The organism is Rhodoplanes sp. Z2-YC6860 (genome assembly GCF_001579845.1).
GTDB lineage: Bacteria > Pseudomonadota > Alphaproteobacteria > Rhizobiales > Xanthobacteraceae > Z2-YC6860.
This window is the reverse complement of the sequence record NZ_CP007440.1, coordinates 7,907,204-7,925,062: the sequence shown is the minus strand read 5'-3', so window position 1 is coordinate 7,925,062 and position 17,859 is coordinate 7,907,204. Positions and strand designations below refer to the sequence as shown.

Here is a 17,859-nt window from a genome sequence, read left to right as displayed (position 1 = left end):
TGTCATCTGGGCATCAGATAGCGAACGCCGATCAGCGAGATGTCGGGAATGTAGGTGATGAGCGCGAGCGCGATAAGATAGATGATCACGAACGGGATGATCCCGCGATAAATCGTCTCTAGTTTCAGCCCCAGCACCGTCTGGGCAACGAAGATGTTGATGCCGAACGGCGGGTGAAACAGGCCGATGGCGAGATTGACGGTGACCACGATGCCGAAGTGCACAGTGTCGATACCGACCGACTTGATCATCGGCACCAGCAATGGGCTGAGCAGCAGGATCGCCGACAGCGGGTCGAGAAAGCAGCCGACGGCCAGCAGCAGCACGTTGATGGCGAGCAGCAATACCCACCAGGAGACGTTGAACGATTGCAGCCACGCCGTGATCGTGGCCGGCACCTGATTGACGGTCAGCAGCCAGGCGAACACGCCGGCGCAAGCGACGATGATCAGGATCTGTCCCGTGAACATGACGGTCGCTGCCGCAGCGCCGACGATGTCGCGCCAGCCAAGCTCACGGAATATGAAAGCCGTCACCAGCGCCGCGTAGACGCAGGCCACGGCCGCTGCCTCGGTCGGCGAAAACACGCCGCCATAGATGCCGCCAAGGATGATGACGGGCGCGCCGAGCGCCCAGACGCTGCGGCCGGCGGCGTGCAGGAACCGCTTCATGTCGAACGGTTCTCCGGCGCCGAAGCCGCCTCGCTTGGCGCGCCACATGACGTAAGCAGCCAGCATGCCGGCGATCAGCAGGCCGGGAACCACGCCGGCGGCATAAAGCCGCGCCACGGATTCCTCGGCCGCTGCGCCATAGACGATCATCGGAATGCTCGGCGGGATGATCACGTCGATGGCGCCGACCGCGGTGATCAATCCGGCCGTGAACGTCTCCGGATAGCCGGCGCGCTTCATCGCCGGCACCATCACCTTGCCGATGGTGGCGACGGTCGCGGCGCTCGCGCCGGAGATCGCGCCGAAGATCGCCGAGGTGCCGACGGCGGTCACGCCGAGGCTGCCGCGCACCGAACCGACGCCGCCCTGAACGAAGTCGACGAGCCGCTGCGCCACGCTGCCGCGGCCCATCAGCTCGCCGGCATAAATGAAGAACGGCACCGCCAGCAGCGGCGTCGCATTGACGGAGGCGAACAGGTTCTGATGCACCACCACGAGCGGCACATGCATGAAGAACACGAGCGCGGTTGTCACCGCTGTCAGCAGCACCAGGAAGATCGGAAAGCCGAGCAGCAGAAGCACGACCGGCACGACGGCAAGCGCAAATGTCATGGGTTGGCGGGCCCTTCGGGTGCCGTCTTGTCGGGTGCAGCATTGGGCGACCGCCGGACAATGCCGGTCAGCCGCCAGGCCGTGATGATGAGAATGAGGGCAAAGCCCAGCGCCACGGCGCCATGCGGGATCCACATCGGCACGCCCGCCATGTCGCTGGTGCGGCCGATTAGGAGCATCTGCGATGCGTAGAAATACGACTGGCTGATCACGAACCCCGCGATGGCGATCAGCAGCAATTGCTCGGCGATGCGCAGCATCAGGCGCACCGGCGCGGGCATGAATTGCAGCAGCACGTCCATGCGCAGGTGTTGATCGCGCCACGTCACCACGGCGGCGCCGAGGAATGTGGCGCCGACCATGATGAACACCTGCACTTCATCCGATCCGAGCAGGGACAGGCCGAACAGATAGCGGCCGACCACATTGGTGAAGTTGAGCAGGACCGCGAGAATGAAAGCGCAGGCGAGCACCAGCTCGATCGCGCGCGCAATGCGGTCGAACGCCTTGTCAATCAAACAAATTCCCCCCGGACCGTTCTGTTCGTTACGGGGATACTCCGCCGAGACGCTGGCGTTGACAAGGCAAACCACCGGTTGCCGGCCATGGTTGGCGGAACTGGTGTGGGCGCTATGCGCACAAAAAAACGGCGGCGCAAAGCGCCGCCGTCCGTCGTTATGGATGGGCAGCGGTCCGGACCGGCCGGACCGCTGCGGGTCCTTACTGGAACAGCCGGAGGACCGCCTGGCTCGCCTGTGACGCGAGCGACAGAGCGGTGGTCGAGAGCTGCTGCCGGGTCTGCAAGGCGAGGAGGTTGGCGCCTTCCTCGTTGGAGTCGGCGAGCGTCAGGCTGTCGGCGCCGGATTGCAGCGTGTTGATCATAGCCTTGGTGAAGTCCTGGCGGACCTGCACGGTCGTCAGGTTCGAGCCGAAGGCTTGGGCCTGCGAGCGGAGCGTGATCAGCGCGTTGGTCAGTTCGGTCGACGCCGTGCTGATATCCGACGTGCCGCCCCAGTTGTTGGTCGAGTTGTTCAACGCAAGACCGTTGGCGGAGAAGTCGACTGCCGCGATCGTGACGCTGGACGTGCCGCTTTCGTTCAGCGTGACCGTGAGGTCCGCGCTGTTGGTCTTGTCAAGCAGGTTGATGCCGTTGAAGCCCGAGTCGCCGGCGAGCTGGGTGATCTGGCTCAGGATCTGGTCGAACTGCGAGGCCAGGCCCGCACGCACCGTGGTGTCGGAGGTCTGCTGCGCCTGAGACACGAGCGCCTGGGCGGACTGCACCAGCTTGGTGATCGAGGTGATGCCGTTGTTGGCGGCCTGGATGGTGTTGAACGCGCTGGACATCGAGTCGAGCAGGTTGCTCAAGTCGCCGGCGCGGTTCTGCAGGCCCTGCGCGGTGAAGTAGTTGACCGGATTGTCGAGGGCGGTGTTGACGCGCTTGCCGGTGGCAAGCTTGGTCTGAGTGGCGGTGATCAGGTCCGAAGTCTTCTGCAGCTGAAGAAGATTGGCCCGAACGCCGGCCGTAAGCACGATATCGCTAGACATAGCAATGCCCTTTCTGGAGACACTCGATACTGCGATCCCATCTGGATCGGGCTGCGTTTTAACCTTAACCAAGTAATATTTGGCTAAGAAACGTGGTTAACGAATTCTGCATTCCGTCGGCGATGGCGGTCGCGGCTGACAGGTTCGCAACCGATTCTAAAATCCCAATTGTTGATTTTGCTGGGCAAAAGCCGTGGCGAGAGTGTGGCTCGGCCGCGTGCCTCTTACGATTTCTTCACGCTGAAAATTTAGCGCGATGTCTTTGCCTTGCTTAATGCATCCAATGCGAATGGCAGCAGCGAACAGCCGCAACACATGCGGCAGCCAATCGCGACAGGTGCTGGAATTGCTAGCCTGCGGCGGCGACCGCGGCGGCCGGTGCGTCCGCTTGAGCCGGTTCGGACGAGCGACGCAGCATGGCGATGAACGGCTTCAGTTCGTCGGGCAAATCGGTGCGGGACGCGACGATCTCGGTCAGCGAGTGTTCGCGCTTGGCGGCATTGATCAGCTTGACGAATCCGATGTGAGAAATGCGGGCCTGCTCGTTCGGTGCGAACTTGAGCATGGCGTCAACGTCGCCGCGATTGATCAAAGCATCGGTGACTTTTTCGCCGATGCTGTCGCGGCTCGCGATGACCTGAAGATGATTGTGGCTCGCCGTGGCCGCGATGGTCGCGATGTCATCGTCGTTCAGTGCGACGGCTTCTTTGAGCAGAGGGGCTGAGATTCTGATGTCGAGATGAGACGCCAGTTTGCGCAGCAAGGCCGGCGGAGCTTTGGCGCAGGACGCGAGCCGCCTGCCGAGCTCAGCCAGTGCCTCGCGATCGACGTGCTCGACCACGGTGAGAAGTACGTCATCGAACACCGCGATCTGCTCGTTCGAGTAGCGCGCAGCGCCATCGAGAAACAGCTCGGTCAATTCGTGCAATATGGCTTCGCGCCGCGACGGCGAGCCGCCGTCGAGTACTTCTTTGATTTCCGTAATCAAAGAGTCATTTGAGTTCATTGCACCATCGTTCCGAAGTGTCTGCCTCGACCTAAAAGCTACCACCGTGGGCCGGCTGGTCTTTTAGAATCGCGCCGATCCCACGCCATGCGCCTCGCCAGGAGCATGTGTCAGCTTGATTGTGCAGTTGAAATCCCTTCCCGACGGTTACCGGGTGCGCAAAGCGGGCAGCACCGTGTCGCGGTTCGGTCGGCAATAAGATCTGATTTGTATAATTCTGTTATCTCCCAAGTATAGCTGTTGAATAACTTGGCGCCCGACGGCCTCCGGCCAAGTATTTCTGTGTGCCCTGAGATCAACGCAGACATTAACGCGACATTAACGTTTCTAAACTAGTTCATTAACCTCGTTCGTGGTCCGAGCGTGGACGCCGGGCGCGGCATAGCCGCGACCGCCGGGGGCTCCGCGGGAGGCGTGCGGACGTCCCGCGGCTCAAGAGGCGCTCTCCATGACCCAACCATCCGTTTCGAATGCCGCCCGTGGCGCGCATCCAGCCCAGGCGACGTTCGGCCAGGACGGCGCCGCTGCCGCGAGCGACAACCTCGTGCAGTTCATCAGCTTCGCGATCGGCGACGACCAATATGGCGTCGACATCATGGCGGTGCGCGAGATCAAGGAATGGACCGAGATCACCCACCTGCCGAAGCAGCCCGAATATGTCCGCGGCGTGCTGAATCTGCGCGGCGTCATCGTGCCGATCATCGATCTGCGCTGCCGTTTCGGTCAGGGCCTCACGGAAGCGACCCCGCTGCACGTCATCATCATCGTGCAGATCGAGCATCAGCTTGTCGGTCTGCTGGCCGACCGCGTGTCGGACATCATCTCGATCGACACCGCCAAGATCAAATCCGTCCCCAAGGTGGCGCAGAGCGCCCGCCTCGACTTCCTATCCGGCATCGTGACCGTCGAGAGCTCGATGATCGCGCTGATCGAACTGTCCAATCTGGTTTCTCAGCCCGTCGCGGCTGAAGCCAAAGCTGCCGCTCACTAGGATCGCAAGTTTCTAAAGCCGTAGAAGAAATCTGCGCAGGCCGCCCGGCCGACGCGTTTGCGAGAAGGTCCTTCCGATGTTCGCACTCAAGTCCAAGCTCAATCTTCGAATAGGCGCCAAGCTCGCCGTGATGCAGGGCATCGGCGTGATGCTGGTCGTCGGCATGATCGCCAATTCGATCTATGGTCAGTCGACCATCAAGAGCGCCACCGAGTCGGCAACCACGCAGCAGGCCCTCGCGCTCGACATGAGCGATGCCCGCTCCGCGATCCGGATCATGGCCATCCGCGTGCGCGACATCCGGCTTGCGCAGGAAAGCGTCGATATCGATGCCGCAGTGAAGGGCATCGAAGAGCAGCAAAACCTGGCGAACAAGCTGATAAAAGACAGCATTCCCAAGGTGCGCATCGCGGAAAATCGCGAGCGTCTGGAGAAGGCGGCCGCGTTGCTTGACGAATACGCGGCGGTGGCCAAGCAGGTCGCCGGGATCCGGTCCAAGGTCATGGGTCTGGATGTTGGCTCGGTGCGCCTTGTCACAGCGGATGAAGAGGCTTCGCGCGTCGCACGGGAGCGCATCACTCCGCTGGCCGGAAAGCTGAACGAGGCGATCGACAAGGCGGCGGACAGTGCCAAGGAGACCGCTGGACAAGAGATCGCCAACGCCGAAGCCGCTGCGACCTCCGCGCAAAACATCGGCCTGGTGATCGGCGGCATCGTCGTGCTGATGATGCTGGGTTCGGCGGTGTTCGGCGCGATGTCGATCGCCCGTCCGCTGCGCAAGATGTCGGACGTGCTGGTCGAGCTGACGCATGACCGTGTCGTCGACGTGCCGTTCACGGCGCGTCAGGACGAGATCGGCGATATCGCCAGAGCGACCGATATCTTCAAGGATTCGATCGCCGAGAAGGTGGTCAACTTCCGCATCAAGACCGCGCTCGACAACATCGCGTCGAACGTGATGATGGCCGATGAGAACTACAACATCAGCTACATGAACAAGGCGATGGTGGCCATGGCGCACGAGGCGGAAGCCGATCTGCGCAAGGGGCTGCCGCAATTTGACGCCAGCAAGCTGCTCGGCGCCAACATGGACATCTTCCACAAAAATCCGGCGCATCAGCGCGGCGTGCTGGACAAACTGACGAGCAGCTACGAAACGCACATCACGGTCGGCCCCCGCAAATTCCAGTTGGTCGCGACGCCGGTCATCGACAAGAACGGCACGCGGCTTGGCTATCTCGTCGACTGGAAGGACGAGACCGCCGAGAAGGCGATCGAGACCGAGGTCTCGGAGATCGTTGCCGCGGCCGTGGCGGGCGACTTCGGCAATCGGATCGCGGTCGAGGGCAAGAAGGGCTTCATGCTCAACCTGTCCAACTCGGTGAACTCGCTGTGCGAGACCACCTCGACCGTGTTGAACGACCTCGTATCCGTGCTGAGCGCGCTCGCTTCGGGCGACCTCACCAAGCGCATCCACGCCGATTATCAGGGCACCTTCGGGCAGCTCAAGGACGACGCCAACGCCATGGCGGAGAAGCTCACCACCATCGTGTCCCAGATCAAGGCGGGCACCGGCGAGGTGGCGGGTGCTGCAGCGGAAATCTCCGGCGGCACGACCGACCTGTCGCAGCGCACCGAGGAGCAGGCGGCGAGCCTCGAGCAGACCTCGGCTTCGATGGAGGAGATTTCCTCCACCGTGAAGAAGAACGCCGAGAACGCCCAGCAGGCCAATCAATCCGCGTCCAGCACCCGCGAGGTCGCCAATCGCGGCGGCGAGGTGGTGGCGCAGGCTGTCGTTGCGATGTCCCGCATCGAGGAGTCGTCGCGCAAGATTTCCGACATCATCAGCGTCATCGACGAGATCGCGCGGCAGACCAACCTGCTGGCGCTCAACGCGGCGGTCGAGGCGGCGCGCGCCGGCGACGCCGGCCGCGGCTTCGCGGTGGTCGCCTCCGAAGTCCGCAGCCTCGCGCAGCGCTCGTCGCAGGCCGCCAAAGACATCAAGGATCTCATCAACAACAGCACCAGCCAGGTCAAGGACGGTGTTGAGCTCGTCAATCGCGCCGGCCAGCAACTCAAGGAGATCGTCGAGTCGATCAACGGCGTGGCGTCCATCGTGTCGGAGATCGCCAGCGCGAGCGCCGAGCAGGCCAACGGCATCGATCAGGTCAACAAGGCCCTCAACCAGATGGACGAGGTCACCCAGCAGAACTCCGCGCTGGTCGAACAGAACGCCGCGGCTGCCAAGACTCTGGAGCAGCAGGCTGCGACCATGAACGAGCGCGTGGCCTTCTTCACGCTCGACGACACCGAAGTTGCGGTTGCGCGTCATGTTCAAGCGCCGGCGATTCCGGCCGCAAAGGCTCCGCCGGCGCGTGCGCCGAAGGCCGCACCCGCTGCGCACCGCGCCAACGGTCGCGGTCCGGTCGGAAGGATGCAATCCGCGCTCGCCACGGCGCTCAAGGACGATCCGGACGACTGGAAAGAGTTCTGAGGTGAAGCGGCTGCGCACAGTCCAAAAAACAAAGCGCAGCGGTATCAGGCCTCGGGCATCAGCGTTTTCGATGCCGTATTGTGAACGGTCCTGCGTCGGTCGCCGACCCCCGATTGATCGGATCGGGGTTATGCGGCCGGTTCGCGGTTCCGCGCGTAGGAGTCGAGCTGGGAATAAGAATCCAAACATCGTTCGTATCGCCAAAGGCTAAAAAAGGATGGCAAATCCGCAGCCCAACCAAGACGCCCTGGACTTCGGTCCCGAGGGCGCACCTTATGGTCGCGAATTCCAGTTCTCCGATGCAGATTTCCGCAGTCTCGTCGCGCTGGCGCGCGAGCGGACCGGCATCTCGCTGTCCGACAGCAAGCGCAACCTGATCTACAGCCGCCTTTCGCGGCGGCTGCGCGCGCTGGGCATGATGTCGTTCCGCTCCTATCGCGAGTATCTCAATTCGCCCGACGGCGAGCAGGAGATCGAGAGCTTCATCAACTCGATCTCGACCAATCTGACGAAGTTCTTCCGCGAGTCGCATCACTTCGACCATCTGCGCGATCGCGTCGCGCTGCCGTTCTCGCAGGCCTCATCGAGCCGGCCCGGGCAGCGGCTGCGCATCTGGTCGGCGGGCTGCTCGACTGGCGAGGAGCCCTACACGATCGCCGCCGTCCTGCGTCGCGGGATCCCCGACGTCGAGCGTCACGATGTCAAGATTCTCGCCACCGACATCGACACCGACGTCCTGTCGAAGGGCGCCAATGGCGAATATCCCGCCGCGTCGATCGACGACATTCCGGAAAATTATCGCAGCCTGTTCCAGCCAAAGGGCAGCCGCGGCACTGCACTCGTGATCGGCGGTGAGTTGAAGTCGCTGATCAGTTTCCGGCACCTGAACCTGATGGTGCATCCCTGGCCGATGCGCGGCCTGTTCGACGCGATCTTCTGCCGGAACGTGATGATCTATTTCGACGGACCGACCAAGGCCGCGCTGATCGACCGCTTCGTCGAGCAGCTCAAGCCCGGCGGCTGGCTCTATATCGGCCATTCGGAATCGCTGCTCGGCACGCATACCCACCTGAGTCATGCAGGGCGTACCATCTATCGGAGAAATTCGTGACGGTCGCTGCCGCCGCGGTTGCTCGGCCCGCGATCAGGGGCCGCGGTTCGGAAGAGGGGATGACGGGGGCGCGCAAGTTCTTCGACTCCGCCGCAGGCGCGTGGCTGGTGAAGGTGTATCCGGGCGAATACCAGGTCACGTCCAAGCCTGACGAAACGCTGGTGACGGTGCTGGGGTCGTGCGTCTCGGCGTGCATTCGCGATCCGGTGACCGGTTTCGGCGGAATGAATCACTTCATGCTGGCGGAAGACCATGACGGCAAATGGGGCTCCGAGGTGATGTCGGCCCGCTACGGCAACTACGCGATGGAGAAGCTGATCAACGAACTCGTCAAGTCGGGCTGTCCACGCGAACGCATGGAGATCAAGGTGTTCGGCGGCGGCAACGTCATCGAGAGCCGTCAGGCGGTCGGCACCAAGAACGCCGAATTCGTGCTGCGCTATCTCGCCAATGAAGGTCTCAAGTGCACGGCGAAGGACCTCGGCGGTGATTTTCCGCGGCGCATTCAATACACCCCGGCCACCGGCCGGGTGGTCCGTCGTCTGCTCGGCCGCACTGACGCGACGCCGATTGCGCACGACGAATCCGAGTATTTGCGAAATCTCAAAACTGAACAGACCCAGTCGCGGGCTGGCGAAATTACGTTATTCGGGGACAAGTAATGGCCAAGATTCGTGTTTTGATCGTCGACGACTCGTCGTTGATCCGACAGCTCCTTTCGATGCTGCTGTCGTCCGATCCCGAGATCGAAGTCGTCGGCGCGGCGCCGGATCCCTATGTCGCGCGCGACATGATCAAGTCGCTCAATCCGGACGTCGTCACGCTCGACGTCGAGATGCCGCGAATGGATGGCTTGTCCTTCCTGCGCAAGATCATGGCGCTGCATCCGCTGCCGGTCGTGATGGTCTCGACGCTGACGCAGGCCAACGCCGACGTCACCATCCAGGCGCTGGAGATCGGCGCGGTCGACTTCGTCGCCAAGCCGACCTCGCAGCTCGACAAGGGCATGGAGATGCTCGCGAGCCAGCTCCAGGCCAAGATCAAGGAAGCGGCGCGCACCAAGGTCTACGCGCGTCCCGAGACCGTGCAGGAGGAGCAGAAGCCGGTCAGCCGTCCGAAATCGCTTGGGCCGACCGACAAGGTCGTCTTCGTCGGTGCGTCGACCGGCGGCGTCGAGGCGCTGTTGAAGCTCCTGCTCGGCTTCCCCGAGGATTGTCCGCCGATTCTGATCACCCAGCACATGCCGGAGCGCTTCACGTCTTCGTTCGCGGCGCGCCTTAACAACATGTGCGCGATGACGGTCGTCGAGGCGGCGAACGACCAGCCGGTGCAACAGGGCCACGTCTACATTGCGCCGGGTTCGCATCACCTCGAGATCGTTCGCAAGCTCAACCGCTATGTGTGCCAGCTCAATCTCGATCCGCCGGTCTCGGGCCACCGTCCGTCGGTCGACGTGCTGTTCGGCTCGGCCGCCAAGGTGGTCGGCCGCAAGGCAGTCGGAGCGATCCTCACCGGCATGGGCAAGGATGGTGCGCAGGGTCTGCTCGAAATGCGCCAGGCCGGCGCCGTGACGCTCGGCCAGGACGAGAAGTCATCGCTGATCTACGGCATGCCGCGCGCAGCGTTCGAACGCGGCGCGGTGATGAAGCAGGTCTCGCTCGACCGCATGGCGGCTTCGATCCTGTCGGCCTGCAGCGACGGCGCAGGCGCTCAAGATGCTGCGGCCGAAGCAGGCCGCAAGACTCTCTCCCGCTGATCAAGGGCCTATTGACGATACCCAGGGTGATTGAACCATGAAGCAAGATCGAACCATCAAGCTCCGGCAGATTTTGGACTTGGACGCGGGCCAGGCCCTGTTGGGCGAGCTGAAAGGCAAGCTTGCTTCGGGCGAGCCGCTATGCCTCGACGCTTCCGGCGTCGAGGTGATGTCGCTCCCGGGCGTTCAGATCGTGCTGGCGGCGATCCGGTCTCAGTCCAAGGTGTCGGTGCTTTCGCCATCGCCGGTGTTCATCGCGGCCTTCACCGACCACGGCATTTCCTGGGAGAGCGAAGCCGCAGCGACCGGTGCCGATCAGCCGCCGGCAGAGGAACCGGAAGCCGCGCCAGCGGCGGCCGCAACGGTCGAGCCGCCGGCCGCCGCCGCTGAGCCGGATCCCGAGCCGCTCCCCATGAAGCGCATTCTGACCATCGATGACTCCAAGACGATGCGCGACATGCTGATGCTGACGCTGTCGAACAGCGGCTTCGAGGTGCTTCAGGCGGTCGATGGCCTCGACGGGCTCGACGTGCTGGGTCGCGAAACGGTCGACGTGGTCATCACCGACATCAACATGCCGAAGCTCGACGGCTACGGCGTCATCCAGCACATGCGGGAGCGGCCGGAATACGACGATCTGCCGATCCTGGTGCTGACCACCGAAAGCGACCAGGAAAAGAAAGAGCGGGCCCGCAAGCTCGGTGCGACCGGCTTCATCATCAAGCCGTTCAATCCGACGGGATTGGTCGACGTGCTTCGAAAAGTCGCCGCCTGACCTTGAGTAACGACTGAAACAATCGGGATTGATCCATGTCTGGGTTCGAACAACTCAAGATCACGTTTTTCGAAGAATGCAACGAGCTCCTTCAGAATCTGGAGGGCGGGCTCGCGGATATTCGCGAAGGTACCACCACCGAGGACACCGTCCACGCCATCTTTCGCGCGGTCCACTCGATCAAAGGCGGCGCCGGCGTCTTCGGCTTCTCCGAACTGATCGAATTCGCCCATGTGTTCGAGACCGTCATGGACGAGGTCCGCAAAGGCAACCTGGCGACGAGTCCGGATGTCGTCGACGTGCTGCTGCGCGCCAATGACACGCTCGCCGATCTGGTCGACATGGCCCGCAAGGGCGACCCTGTCGCGCCCGGCTTCGGCGGTGACGTGCGGCATTCGCTCAACGCGCTGCTGAGCGGCGGCAGCGAAACCGCCAAGAAGCCTGCACAAGCCGCCGCTGCGGCGCCCAAGCAGGAGACCGAGGAATTCAGCTTCACGGTGGTCAAGGCCGACAACTTTGACGACGCGCCGCAGACCGATCAGGTGCACGTCTACTCGATCGCGTTCCGGCCGAAGCCCGATATCTTCAAGAAGAACATCGATCCGGGCTTCCTGCTCAACGTGCTGCGTTCGATGGGCAAGCTCGATCTGTTCGCCGACACGTCCGGGCTTCCACCGCTGGCGGAGCTCGAGCACGACAGCTTGCACTTGAGCTGGAACGGCACGCTCGAAACCACCTCGCCGCGCGCCGAGATCGAATCGATCTTCGCGCCGGTCGCGGCCGATTGCGAATTCGTTCTGTCCGATCTGACCCCCGGTGCCGCGGAGCCTGCCGTAGAAGTGGTGCCGATTGCTCCGGAGCCCGCTGCGAAACCGGCACCAGTGGCTGCTCCGGCGCCGGTTGCTGCCGCTCCTGCGCCCATAGTTCCGGCGCCCATAGTTCCTGCGCCGATGGCTCCCGCGCCCATAGTTTCCGCGCCGGTGGCTGCGGAGGCACCGCCACCACAGCAGGAAGCCACTCCGCTGGCTCAGGCTGTGCCCGCCAACGGCAAGGAGCCGCGCGGCGCGGCTGCGAAGCAGGCGTCCTCGGTCACCATCCGCGTCGAGCTGGAAAAGATCGACCGCGTGGTGAACATGGTCGGCGAGCTCGTCATCGCGCAGGCGATGCTGCATCAGGTCGTCGACGAGCTGCCGGAGCAGACCAGCGCTCGCGTGTCCAACATCCTGTCCGATCTGGTCCGTCACACCCGCGGCCTCAAGGACAGCGTGATGGCGATCCGCGCGCAGCCGGTGAGCTCGGTGTTCCAGCGGATGCCGCGTCTCGTGCGCGAGCTGTCCGCCAAGACCGGCAAGAAGGTTCAGATCGAGATGGTCGGTGAGACGACCGAGGTCGACAAGACCATCATCGAGCGGCTCAGCGATCCGCTGACCCACATCATCCGGAACTCGATCGATCATGGCATCGAGACGCCGGCCGACCGCATGGCCAAAGGCAAGCACGAGGAGGGCACGATCCGGATGTCGGCCGAGCAGCGCGGCGGCCGCATCGTCATCGAAATCTCCGACGACGGCGGCGGTATCAATTGCGAACGCGTCCTGAAGAAAGCCAGGGAAAAGGGTCTGGTCGATCCCAACGCGGTTCTGACCGACGACGAGATCTGCAACCTGATCTTCCTGCCGGGCTTCTCCACCGCAGAAACCGTTTCCGACATTTCGGGCCGCGGTGTCGGCATGGACGTGGTTCGCCGCAACATTCAGGATCTCGGCGGCCGCACCACCATCAAATCCGAGTTCGGCCGCGGTACGGTCATTCAGCTGTCGCTGCCATTGACGCTGGCCGTCATGGACGGGCTGGTGGTCGAGGTCGCGAAGCAGACCTACGTGCTGCCGATCCCCAACATCGTGGAATGCCTGCGGCCCGGTCAGGACGAAATCCATCGCGTGATCGGCGCGGCCGGTGCGCTCAACCTGCGTGGCGATATCGTGCCGCTGATCTATCTGGCGGATGTGCTGGGTATGAATCAGACCGTGCAGGAGCGCACCAACGGCGTCGTGATCATCACCGAAGCCAGCGATGGAACCCGGATGGGCCTCATCGTCGACGAACTGCTCGGCCACCAGCAGGTCGTCATCAAGAGCATCGAGGAGAATTGCGGAAGCGTGCAGGGCATTGCCGGTGCGACGATTCTGGGCGACGGACACGTCGCTTTCATCCTCGATATCGAAATGCTGTCCAGCATGACCTGCGCGGACGGCCGGAATCTCCTACCCACTGCAACCGATGGAACAGCGAACGCAGCCCGACTCAACTGAAGCGGCTGCAAATCGAAACGTAACAATAAGGTCCGCTCAGACCAGGAGTTCTACACATGCCTCTCGCAATGACCTTCAAGGTCCTTGTCGTCGATGACCAGCTCACCATGCGCGAGGTCACTCGTCTCGCACTGCAGGAAATGGGCGTGCGGCTGATCATCGACGCGGAAAATGGCGACGAAGCCTTCAAGAAGGCGACGACGCAGCCGCTGGACATGATCATTTCCGACTTCAACATGCCGGGAATGGACGGGCTCGCGCTGTTGCGCGCCGTGCGTGGCCACCCTGCCGTTCGCAAGCTGCCGTTCATCCTGGTCACCGGACGCGGCGACAACGCGCTCGTGGTTTCGGCTGCGCAGGCCGGTGTGAACAACTACATCGTGAAGCCGTTCACCGCCGAAATGCTTCGCGAAAAGGTCGAGGCGGTCGTCGGCAAGCTGTCGTGACCGGCAGGCGGCCGGGCACAAGTGTCGGGCGCCGGACGCTCATGGTGAAAAATCTCTCTACGGACGTCGGTCGATAAAATCCGCACGGTTGCGTACGCGCGGCGTTTACCACTGCGCGGCACGCACCCCGCTCTCATCGATGGTTTTAAGACTATTCACACCGCGGCTGCCTAGTTTTGGCGTTGCGCCGGGGGAGCTGCGTCGGCGTCAAAGAACAAACAACAGGCGTCAGACGACAGGGGAACAATGAGCGCGCTTCAGGAAGCTTCGTGTGTCGGCGAAATCGATGGTCTGGTTCCGGACCATTTCTCAGGCGTGGGCCGGCTGCTGAACGCGGTCTCCACGGTCCTCCACGAGACGCTGGACCGCTTTGAAAATGCCAGCGGCTTGGTCACGCAGACCGTTCTGTCTCGCGGCAACGCGGCGGACTTGGAGCTGATCCAGCAGCTGCAGAACTTCGACCGGCTCCATCAGGAATTCTCGGCGATCAAGGAGATGATCACGCACTGCGCGGCGGCTTCCGCTGAAGGCCGGCTGGCCGACACCGCGCAGTGGGAGCAGGAGTGCGTGTCCGGCATCATGCTGACCGACGTCAAGCGGCGGCTGCTGGCGTGCCTTGGTGCGGCGCAGCCCGAGCCCGCCCCGATGCCGGATGAGATGGTGTTCTAGCTAGGGCATGATCCCGAAAAGTGTGAAGCGGTTTTCGGAAGAGATCATGCCCAAACAGGAGTAAGGCTGGCCAGGTCGCCTGGGCGGCCGGGCCAGGATCAGGAATTCGAGCCAGGCCGGGTGGGCTTCGAACCATTCTGCTTGGCTTTCAGCTTGGCCGACTCGAGCACGCGGCGCAGGCCGTCGGTCAGCTCCGGAACGTCTTCCGGCTTCATCCTGGCGAACTTGTCCTTGCGCCCCAGTGTCAACGCGTCGAGATGGCAGACCATGACGTCGCGCCGATAGTCGGCGCCGCGCTTGATGGCTTCGAACATCAGGCACAGGTTATTCGCCACATAGGACACGAAGTCGTAGCCCATCGTCGCTGAGACGTCGGCGAGCCGCTGACAATGCAGGTCGGCGGTGTCCATCCATGCGCGGTCGGCGACGTCGGCGCCATCCGCCGGAACGGCCTTCATCAACTTGGCCATTTCGTCATCGACCCAGGTCTCGAAATTCGGCTTCAGCGCCGCAACCGTCGTTTGTGCGTTGACGATCGCCTGGTCGCGGGGGATGCCGCCGGGCCGTTTGGCGAATTGCTGGAACTTGGTCTCGACGTGAAATTCCCGGGCTTCCTTTTTTTCCTCGAGCTTGCTCATGGTGATCAGCCGTTTCTGGTGGCTTTGAGAAGGGCGTCGATGTCGCTTTGCGACAGCGCGGGTCCCGTCGCCGTGCCGAGATCGACGGCCTTGTCGCCGGCCCGGCGGCCGACGCCATTGGGATAGCCTTCGATTTTGAAGCGCCGGTCAGGCCCGAAGTAATCCTTGGAGTCGATGAACTTGCGCGGATTGAAGGCGATCCAGACCAGCCGATCGTAGAGGCTTGCCGGCGATACCGGCTTCACCAGCACCATGTTGGCCCCGCAATCGCGCGCGTTCGCCACGACTGTCGAGCGCGTGTCGCTGGTCATGATCAAGATCGGGATGGTGCGGAATTCGTTGGTCGGATCGGAGCGGATCCAGCGCGTGAACTCCAGCCCGCCGCCTGGCGGCAAACGCTGGTCGCACAGCAGCAGATCGATCTTGTGTTGAACCAGCGCCTTGCGCGCATCGTCGGCATCGCGCGCCTCGACGACGCGCGTTGCGCCGAAGCCGCGAAGGATGCTGTGGCAGAGCGATGAGAAATAAGCGTTCGAGTCCGCGATCAGAAACGTCAGACCTCGGATGTTGATGCTGGTCTTTTGTTTTTCGGTCATGAGCAGACGTTCTGGCGAGATGCAGAAGCTCGAGCGCTGCCGCATCCATTGCGATGGGCAGAGCGCCGCGCCGGTATGCCGCTGTCGGTGCGGCTCCGCATGAACCCGGGCCCTGCGACGTCATCATCGGGCGGGTATGGTTAACAAATTGCCAACGCGGCCCACGAAAGGCAGGCCGCCGCCTCCAAGACGAGATTGTTGCTGAAAACCCGCCAACGGAATTCCAAGCCGTTTTACCGATCCGGCAGCCGGCTGGTGGTTGTATTGAAGTTATCGATCAACGTGAAAGAGTATTCGCCCAGGCAAATCCTCATCGGCAGCAGCGGCACTGCATCGCAAAGGCGACGCGCTCTTCCTCGGTCATCTTGGCGTGCTCCGGCGCAGGCGCCTGGGGCTGGGCCGCCGCGGGGAACGGGATGATGATCTCGGTGATCGGCTCGTCGTGGGGCAGGCCCTGCCGTTTCATCTCGGCGCGGCGCGCGTTCGTCGCCGCGATGTCTAGCTTCAGCGAATCAGCCACGAATACCGCGCCGTAGTTCTTCTCGGCGGATTCCCTGGTGATGTAGCCGCAGCGTACATCGTGTTCGAGCGAAGCGAGATCGCGCTCCAGCGGCGAGCCATAGCCGCCGCCGCCGCCCGAGCGCAGGATGTAGGCGTCGCCTGGCTGCAGCACCTGGTTCATCGCCTTGCCGCTCGGGAACTGCGTCTCGTCGTCCTTGCCGAAGCGGTGCAGCGCCACGGCGTTGCCCGAGCCGCTTAAGCCCCCGGACAGGCCCCAGGGCTTGCAGCGCACCCGCTCCATCAGCGAGCTGAAGCGGATCGGGTGCCGCGCCTGCACCACCTGTTCGGCGCCAAGCCCGCCGCGATAACGCCCGGCGCCGCCGGAATCCGGCCGCAGGCAATAGCGCTCGACCAGCAGCGGATACTTGGCCTCGACCTGCTCGGAGGGGCCGTTGTGAGTGTCGCCGTCGTTCATCGCGATCACGGCGTTGCGGCCGTCGCTGTTATATTTGGCGCCCCAGCCGCCGCCGATGAGTCCGCCGAGATAGATGTAGAAGCTGTCGTCCTTCGGCCGCCGGCCGTTGATACGGCCGACGCAAAGGTCGGCATGGTGGCCGGCGATTACCTGCTCGGGGAGCGCCGGCGCCAGCGCCTTGAAGATCGTGTCGACGATTGTCATCGGATAGGTCATCCACATGCGCATCGCGGCGGGCTTCACGGCGCTGACCACACGGCCCGGCGGCAGCACGATGTCGAGCGCGCGGAACTGGCCTTCGTTGATCGGCAGGTCGAGCGACGAGGTGAGGCACTTGAACGCCACCTGGCAGCAGGAATAGCCGGCGGTCTTGCCGGAGTTGTAGAAGCCCTGCACCTGCGTCGAGACGCCCGACAGATCGACGGTCATCTTTTCGCCCTTGATCTCGACGCGCACCTTGATCGGCACGCGCTGGCCGACATTGATGCCGTCGTCGTCCATGAAGGACTCGGCCTCGTAGACGCCGTCCGGCATGGCGCGGACGCGGGCGCGCGCCGCGGCCTCGCTCTGATCCATGATCGCCTCGATGCCGTTCAGCACGTCATCGCGGCCGTATTTCTTGACCATCTCGGCGAAGCGCTTCTCGCCGGTCTTCACCGCGGCGAGCTGGGCCCGGAAATCGCCCATCGCGCGTTCGGGCAGGCGGACGTTCATCTTGATCAGGTCGATCAGCTCTTCGTTCGGCACGCCCTTGCGATAGATCTTCACGATGGGCATCTGCAGCCCCTCGGAATAGATGTCGGTGGTGCCCTCGACGATCGTGCCGCCGACGTCCGGCCAGTGCGCCATGCAGCACGAGAAGCCGACCAGCTCGCCGTCGTGGAACACCGGCGCCGTGAAGGTCATGTGGTTGAGGTGCGAGCCGGTGATGTAGGCGTCGTTGGTGAGCAGGATGTCGCCGGGCTCGATGTTCTCTGCGCCGTAGTGCTCGAGCTTGGCCTTCACGGTTTCGCTCATGCCGCGGATGAACATCGGCAGGCCGAGCCCGATCGACACGATATTGCCGCGCGCGTCGAACACGCCGACCGTGAAGTCGAGGGCCTCGTAGATGATCATGTTGTAGGCCGTGCGCATAAGGTTGATCTTCATTTCCTCGGTCACGGCGACGAGGCTGTTGCGGACGATTTCGGTAATGACCGGATCGGCCGCCTTCTTGGCAGCCGGCTTGCTCGCCGGAGCGGTCTTGGTGATGTCGTCCATG

The 17,859-nt window shown here is 63.1% G+C and carries 16 protein-coding genes; 9 read left to right on the top strand and 7 right to left on the bottom strand.

The window, feature by feature from the left end:
- Positions 1 to 2: 2 nt before the first annotated feature.
- From RHPLAN_RS36850 to RHPLAN_RS36835, 4 genes are all read right to left on the bottom strand, one after another.
- Positions 3 to 1,283 (bottom strand): TRAP transporter large permease, encoded by a 1,281-nt coding sequence (locus RHPLAN_RS36850; protein WP_068029652.1) that lies wholly within the window; start codon positions 1,281 to 1,283, stop codon positions 3 to 5.
- On the bottom strand, positions 1,280 to 1,801 hold the full coding sequence (locus RHPLAN_RS36845; RefSeq protein WP_068029650.1) for a TRAP transporter small permease: 522 nt from the start codon (positions 1,799 to 1,801) through the stop codon (positions 1,280 to 1,282). Before RHPLAN_RS36845 ends, RHPLAN_RS36850 begins: the two co-directional genes overlap by 4 nt.
- Positions 1,802 to 2,003: 202 nt before the next feature.
- Positions 2,004 to 2,828: a flagellin N-terminal helical domain-containing protein gene (locus RHPLAN_RS36840; RefSeq protein ID WP_068029647.1), complete on the bottom strand. Its 825-nt coding sequence runs from the start codon at positions 2,826 to 2,828 to the stop codon at positions 2,004 to 2,006.
- 349 nt (positions 2,829 to 3,177) lie between these two features.
- Positions 3,178 to 3,834: a DUF2336 domain-containing protein gene (locus RHPLAN_RS36835; RefSeq protein WP_084246300.1), complete on the bottom strand. Its 657-nt coding sequence runs from the start codon at positions 3,832 to 3,834 to the stop codon at positions 3,178 to 3,180.
- Between the two features lie 448 nt (positions 3,835 to 4,282).
- Here RHPLAN_RS36835 and RHPLAN_RS36830 point away from each other — a divergent pair, with 448 nt between their 5' ends.
- The 9 genes from RHPLAN_RS36830 (at position 4,283) to RHPLAN_RS36790 (ending at position 14,388) form a co-directional block, all read left to right on the top strand.
- Positions 4,283 to 4,825, top strand: coding sequence for a chemotaxis protein CheW (locus tag RHPLAN_RS36830; protein ID WP_068029640.1), 543 nt, complete (start codon positions 4,283 to 4,285; stop codon positions 4,823 to 4,825).
- A gap of 76 nt (positions 4,826 to 4,901) precedes the next feature.
- Positions 4,902 to 7,319 (top strand): methyl-accepting chemotaxis protein, encoded by a 2,418-nt coding sequence (locus RHPLAN_RS36825; protein ID WP_068029638.1) that lies wholly within the window; start codon positions 4,902 to 4,904, stop codon positions 7,317 to 7,319.
- A 217-nt stretch (positions 7,320 to 7,536) separates the two neighbouring features.
- Positions 7,537 to 8,430: a CheR family methyltransferase gene (locus RHPLAN_RS36820; protein ID WP_084246298.1), complete on the top strand. Its 894-nt coding sequence runs from the start codon at positions 7,537 to 7,539 to the stop codon at positions 8,428 to 8,430.
- Positions 8,427 to 9,092, top strand: coding sequence for a chemoreceptor glutamine deamidase CheD (locus RHPLAN_RS36815; protein WP_157100720.1), 666 nt, complete (start codon positions 8,427 to 8,429; stop codon positions 9,090 to 9,092). Before RHPLAN_RS36820 ends, RHPLAN_RS36815 begins: the two co-directional genes overlap by 4 nt.
- Positions 9,092 to 10,186, top strand: coding sequence for a protein-glutamate methylesterase/protein-glutamine glutaminase (locus RHPLAN_RS36810; RefSeq protein ID WP_068029633.1), 1,095 nt, complete (start codon positions 9,092 to 9,094; stop codon positions 10,184 to 10,186). The genes RHPLAN_RS36815 and RHPLAN_RS36810 overlap by 1 nt, the downstream gene beginning before the upstream one ends.
- 412 nt (positions 10,187 to 10,598) lie before the next feature.
- Positions 10,599 to 10,961: a response regulator gene (locus tag RHPLAN_RS40715; RefSeq protein WP_068032432.1), complete on the top strand. Its 363-nt coding sequence runs from the start codon at positions 10,599 to 10,601 to the stop codon at positions 10,959 to 10,961.
- Between the two features lie 35 nt (positions 10,962 to 10,996).
- Complete coding sequence (locus tag RHPLAN_RS36800; RefSeq protein WP_068029631.1) at positions 10,997 to 13,273, top strand: chemotaxis protein CheA; 2,277 nt, start codon at positions 10,997 to 10,999, stop codon at positions 13,271 to 13,273.
- Between the two features lie 56 nt (positions 13,274 to 13,329).
- Entirely contained in the window at positions 13,330 to 13,719 is a 390-nt protein-coding gene (locus RHPLAN_RS36795; RefSeq protein WP_068029627.1) for a response regulator, read from the top strand.
- A 246-nt stretch (positions 13,720 to 13,965) separates the two neighbouring features.
- Positions 13,966 to 14,388, top strand: coding sequence for a hypothetical protein (locus tag RHPLAN_RS36790; RefSeq protein WP_068029624.1), 423 nt, complete (start codon positions 13,966 to 13,968; stop codon positions 14,386 to 14,388).
- A gap of 98 nt (positions 14,389 to 14,486) precedes the next feature.
- Here RHPLAN_RS36790 and RHPLAN_RS36785 read toward each other — a convergent pair whose 3' ends face one another.
- From RHPLAN_RS36785 to RHPLAN_RS36775, 3 genes are all read right to left on the bottom strand, one after another.
- On the bottom strand, positions 14,487 to 15,026 hold the full coding sequence (locus RHPLAN_RS36785) for a hypothetical protein (protein ID WP_068029619.1): 540 nt from the start codon (positions 15,024 to 15,026) through the stop codon (positions 14,487 to 14,489).
- Between the two features lie 5 nt (positions 15,027 to 15,031).
- Positions 15,032 to 15,622, bottom strand: a complete 591-nt coding sequence (locus tag RHPLAN_RS36780) for a response regulator (protein WP_198164641.1) — start codon at positions 15,620 to 15,622, stop codon at positions 15,032 to 15,034.
- A 310-nt stretch (positions 15,623 to 15,932) separates the two neighbouring features.
- Complete coding sequence (locus RHPLAN_RS36775; protein ID WP_084246296.1) at positions 15,933 to 17,858, bottom strand: hydantoinase B/oxoprolinase family protein; 1,926 nt, start codon at positions 17,856 to 17,858, stop codon at positions 15,933 to 15,935.
- Position 17,859: the final 1 nt, after the last annotated feature.